This window comes from Corynebacterium sp. HMSC27B11, from assembly GCF_001815985.1.
Classification (GTDB): Bacteria; Actinomycetota; Actinomycetes; order Mycobacteriales; family Mycobacteriaceae; genus Corynebacterium.
Window position 1 is genome coordinate 1 of the sequence record NZ_KV823543.1, and the last position, 4,883, is coordinate 4,883.

Annotated in this window: 5 protein-coding genes; 3 read left to right on the forward strand and 2 right to left on the reverse strand. The window is 68.5% G+C overall.

From position 1 onward, the window contains the following. Positions 1-100: 100 nt before the first annotated feature. Together HMPREF3097_RS02375 and HMPREF3097_RS02380 are read right to left on the reverse strand one after the other, a co-directional pair. Entirely contained in the window at positions 101-766 is a 666-nt protein-coding gene (locus HMPREF3097_RS02375; RefSeq protein ID WP_011867674.1) for a response regulator, read from the reverse strand. Next, positions 763-2,154 (reverse strand): sensor histidine kinase, encoded by a 1,392-nt coding sequence (locus HMPREF3097_RS02380; RefSeq protein ID WP_168167009.1) that lies wholly within the window; start codon positions 2,152-2,154, stop codon positions 763-765. The genes HMPREF3097_RS02375 and HMPREF3097_RS02380 overlap by 4 nt, the downstream gene beginning before the upstream one ends. Before the next feature lie 143 nt (positions 2,155-2,297). On the opposite strand from HMPREF3097_RS02380, the gene HMPREF3097_RS02385 reads away from it, so the two are divergent. From HMPREF3097_RS02385 to HMPREF3097_RS02395, 3 genes are read left to right on the forward strand one after another with little or no spacing between them, the layout of a single operon-like run. After that, complete coding sequence (locus tag HMPREF3097_RS02385) at positions 2,298-3,008, forward strand: phosphatase PAP2 family protein (RefSeq protein ID WP_080972059.1); 711 nt, start codon at positions 2,298-2,300, stop codon at positions 3,006-3,008. Next, positions 3,005-3,931, forward strand: a complete 927-nt coding sequence (locus HMPREF3097_RS02390; RefSeq protein WP_011867677.1) for an ATP-binding cassette domain-containing protein — start codon at positions 3,005-3,007, stop codon at positions 3,929-3,931. Before HMPREF3097_RS02385 ends, HMPREF3097_RS02390 begins: the two co-directional genes overlap by 4 nt. Then, positions 3,928-4,659 (forward strand): ABC transporter permease, encoded by a 732-nt coding sequence (locus tag HMPREF3097_RS02395; RefSeq protein ID WP_066513013.1) that lies wholly within the window; start codon positions 3,928-3,930, stop codon positions 4,657-4,659. Before HMPREF3097_RS02390 ends, HMPREF3097_RS02395 begins: the two co-directional genes overlap by 4 nt. The last annotated feature ends 224 nt before the right edge of the window (positions 4,660-4,883 follow it).

A 4,883-nucleotide genomic window follows, 5' to 3' on the forward strand; every position in this document is an offset into this window, starting at 1 on the left:
CCTACTGCCCCAACTTTGCAACAGCACCATCGAAGGTCTCGTCGCGGACGTTCCGAAGCTCCGGCACGACGAAGCCTGATCGTCGTCGTCCCGAGAAGATCTAGGCTCGTCCGGCGCGAAGGGCGATGAGGGCTGCTTCTACGCGGTTGCGCGCTTCAGTCTTCCGCAGGATCGCGGAAACGTGCACCTTGACGGTGCCGGGAGCGAGGTGCAGCGCTTTCGCGATCTCAGCGTTCGTCTCTCCTTGGCTGAGCCGGATCAGAATCTCTCGCTCGCGAGCCGTGAGGCGTTCGAAGCGTTCGACGGCGCTCGCGTACTGGGTGTACGTCGTCGAGACGCCGGAGTCGAGCAGACGCCGGGCGACCGAGGGCGAGAAGAACGCTCCGCGACCGGCGACGGCGTGCACACCGGCGATCAGCTGGCGCGGATCGCCGGACTTGAGGACAAACCCGTCTGCGTCGAGCCGGATGGCCTCGGCGATGTAGTCGTCCTCCCCGAACGTGGTGACGAACAGGCAGGGGAGCGCGCTCCCGTCGGAGCGGAGCCGTTGCAGCGCGTCGAGTCCGCTCATCCCGGGCATCTGGATGTCGAAGAGGGCGACGTCGAGACGGTGCGCGTCGATCTTGCGCAGGGCCTCTGCTCCGTCGGCGGCCTGGGCTACGACCTCGATGGCGGGATCGGTGTCGAGGATCCCGACGATGCCGGTCCTCACGAGGGGGTCGTCGTCGGCGACCAGGACTCTGACCGGGGCCTCGGTCGCTGTCATCGTTGTCCTCCTGCGATGTACTCGGTGCTGGAGACCTCGTCCTGCGCGAAGCAGATCCGGTACACGTCCCCGGCAGCGTCGTCAAAGGTGTTCGCGGTCACGGCGTAGTCGTGGCAGTCGTCCGGTCGGTTCTCGCCCCGCCTGGCCGGCAGCTCGTGGCCGGGCAGGATCCGCTCGGTCTCCGCCCGCGCGTCTCCGACGCTGATGCTTGAGAAGGCCCCTGCCGACAGCAGCGCGCGGTGGTTCTGCACCACCGTCAGCGCCTCGACCGCTGCGAGCCCGACGACGACGATCGCCGCGGTCGAGGCGAGAATCAGTCGCTGGCGGAGCTTCGTTCTGCCGGTCGAGCTCTCATCGACGTCTCTCGTCGCCTCCACAGCGCGATCATCGTGCGTGCTCTGCTCCTGACGGCGAGTCGGGAGGACCGCAGAGAGGACGAACGCACTGTCCGTCTTCTCCGCGGCGAGTTCTCCGCCGTGGGCGCGGAGCTCACTTTCCAAAGTGCTCAGGCCCGTGCCCGCTGTGTGCGCGTCGGCAGGAGTCTCGCCGAGGGCGTTCTCGATCTTTAGACGCAGCTCGGCACCGACGTCGGCAGCGGTGATGTCGATCGGGGTGCCGGGAGCGTGCCTGCTTGCGTTCGTGATCGCTTCTTGTAGGACCCTCGTGACCTGCTCGCCTCCGAAGTCCTGCAGCCGCCTGGGTTCCGGCAGTCCTTGCACGGTGATGCGCGCACCGGCTGCGCGGGCCCGGGCCAGCAGTGCATCGACAGATGCTGCGCCCATTGGCAGCACGGGAGCGCCGGATCTGAGGTCGGAGACGGAGTCCCCCAGGCGTTCGACCGCGTGGGCGAGGTCGTTGCGGGCGTGTAAGAGCGAGGTGCGGGCGCTCTCGGGCAGTGCCGGGTCGATCTCGAGCCGTCCGAGATTGAGCGCGACGAGGCTCAACGAGTGGCCGAGGTCGTCGTGCAGCGACTGCGCGAGGGCGAGCCGGTCGGCGGTGGCGCGCTCCTTGAGCTCGGCCAGGCGCTGGACCTGCCGCAGCTCTCGCTCGCGGTCTGCCCTCCGCCCGAGGACGATGTACTGGCGCACGGCGAGACCGATCAGCCAGGGCACACCAGCGCGCATGAGCGCCGGGGGAAACTCCTCCGCGACGTAGAGCCAGTGCCCGTCGAGCCACGTGGCCCGGGCCATGCTCACGACGACCAGCACTGCCAGTCCTCCCAGGCCCGCGCGCGGACCCCTGGACCAGAGCCCGATTGCGATCGCGGCGATGCCGGTGAGCAGGGCCATGAAGAGGCCCGGCTCCGGCGCGGAGGCCAGCACCCCGAAACCGATCGCCGTTAGCGCGTCGACGCTCCGGCGCGCAGACGGACGATCAATTAGGGTCATGCGCTCCATTCTACCGGGGACCGTGGGCTCGCCGCCTCCCTCGATCGGGCGTGCGCAGCACCTCGCCGGTATGACCGTGGGCATAGACGAGTCGCCCCGCATGGCAGATTCTGAGGCCGAACCGCGTCCATAGCGTGGATTTCATGACTCACGAAACTTCGACGCGCACGCTTTCGACGTCGCGCAGATCCTCGTCCCGCCCCGTGCCGTGGCCCGCGCTGTTGATTGCCGTCGCAGCTCTTGCTGCCCTCGCTCTCGCGACGTATCCGGTGCGTGAGCGCCTCTTCACCGCTGTCGCCGGTCTCGCCGAGGGCTCGGCACTGGCCTCGGCGGTGGGATCCGTGGCCGAATTCGGTCTGCTTGCCCTCGTGGCGACCGCCGGCGTCCTCGCTCTCTGGTGCTGGCTGCGCGAGCGCCGGCGGTTCTGGCTCCTGGCGCTGGCTGGACTCGGCGTGATCACGGCCTACGGATTGAGCGAGGCCGTCAAGCTGCTGGTCGAGGAGCCGCGGCCCTGCAGCGTCGTCGACACTGCCACTGTGCTCAGCTGCCCCGGGAGCGGGGACTGGTCGTGGCCGTCGAATCACGCCGTCCTGGCCGCTGCCTTCGCCACCGCCTGCATCCTCGTCGTCCCCCGCCTCGCCTGGTTCGCGTTGCCTCTCGCGCTGGCGATCGCCGCCTCTCGAGTGGCCGCCGGAGTCCACTACGTCCACGACGTGCTCTCCGGTCTCGCGCTCGGTGCCCTCGTCGTCGCGGCCGTCGTCGCCGCGGCGTCGCCGGTGCTGGACCGGCGTCTGACTGGCGGACGGGACGGCCATCCGGATTCGGCCAGCCGGTCCCAGGGCGGGCGCGCATGATCGAGGTCGACCGTCTCTCGAAGCGCTACGGCCAGGTGACCGTTGTTGAAGGATTGAGCTTCACGGTCCCCGACGGATCCATCACCGGGTTCCTAGGCCCGAACGGAGCCGGCAAGTCCACGACCATGCGATGCCTCCTCGGGCTCCACAAGCCCACCACCGGAACCGTGCTCATCGACGGGCTCCCGCTGACCGCCCAGACGAGGCCGGCCGAGGTCGTCGGAGCCGTCCTCGACGCCTCCTGGTTCCACCCCGGCCGGACCGGACTGGCGCACCTGACGACCATCGCTGCTTCTGCCGGCCTACCCGACCGCCGCGCCTGGGAGGTACTCGAGGCCGTCGCGTTGACCCAGGCAGCTCATCGCAGGATCGGCGGCTACTCGCTCGGGATGAAGCAGCGCCTGGGGCTCGCGGCCGCCCTGCTGGGCAGACCGCGCAACATCGTCCTCGACGAGCCGATGAATGGCCTCGACCCGCAGGGGATGGAGTGGATGCGCGCCTTCCTGCGCGATGCCGCCGCGAGCGGCCACGCCGTCCTTGTCTCCTCCCACCTGCTCGGCGAGATGGAGACCCTCGCCGACCGCCTCGTCGTCATCGACAACGGCCGCTTGCTCGGCCAGTGGGACGTCGCCGATCTTCTGCACGCGCGCAGCCGCCAAGCGCTCCTCCGCACCGACGACGACGAACGCGTCGAGCAGGCTCTGCGCGGACTGCGGGTCCCCGTAACCGCACTGCCCGAGGGACTCTGCGTGACATTCGACGAGACGGTCCCCGACGCGCTCACGCTCTCGCGGACCTGCCGAGACCTCGACGTGCTCATCACTGCCCTGACGGACAAGCCGATCCGGCTGGAAGAGGAATTCCTCCGCCTCACCGACCGATCATCCGAAGCCGAACATGGCAAAGAAAGGCCCGAGCGATGACACGAGCATTGACAGCTGAGGTGCGCCGACTGCTCACCGTGCGCTCCACAGGCATCTTCGCTGCGCTGCTGATCGGCTGCTGCGTCGGCCCCATCGTCCTGATGGGCATCGTCTACGACCCGGCCTATCGAGGGCCGATCGACGCCGGTGATCTGGGCAAGTGCGTGAGCATCTTCCATGTGCTGGCCATCGTGTTCGCCGGCACACACACCGCGACCGAGATCAATGCGGGGTCGACGGCGCTGTCCTTCCTCACGCAGAAGAGTCGATGGGCCTCGTTGGTGGCACAGGCAGCGGTCCAGTGGGCGTTCCTCGCATTCGCGTACGTCGTCGGCATCGGCCTCGCGCTCGTCGCGGCGACGTTCTATCCCGACGGGCTGGCCATGTCGCCGCGAGGGTGGGCCTACCTCGCGGCCTACCTCCTCGTCGTTCTCCTGTGGGCGACGATGGCGACGGCGCTTGCCGTCCTCACGCGCTCCGTCGCGGTGTCCGTCGCCGCGCCGATCACGTGGATGCTCCTGATCGAACAGCTCGCGTCCATGGTCCCGATGCTCGAGGCGATCACGCCGTGGCTGCCGTTCAACGCCAGCCACATGCTCCTCGCCCAGGCACTTGGAGAGGCCCCTGCAGGCATGTCCGTGTGGCCTCCTGCCGTCGCGCTTCTCGTACCGGCACTCGGCCTGGCGGGCGCGGGGCTATGTGCCCATGTCCGACGGGACTCGGCGTGATGGGCAGGCCTGCGCCTCGCATCCGCCGCCCAAGACGGTTCGTGGCGTCGCAGGGCTGGGGCTGACTCACACCGCCGTTCAACAAACGGTCGTTGATGTGAACAGTGGTCCGGAGGAGCCGATCGCGAGCATTTCGCCGAGTGGGTGTTCACAAACCCGTTCAACTACATCTAGACTAGACAGAGGCAGTTGAAGGTGCTGTTGCAACTTGGGGCGGGAGCCAA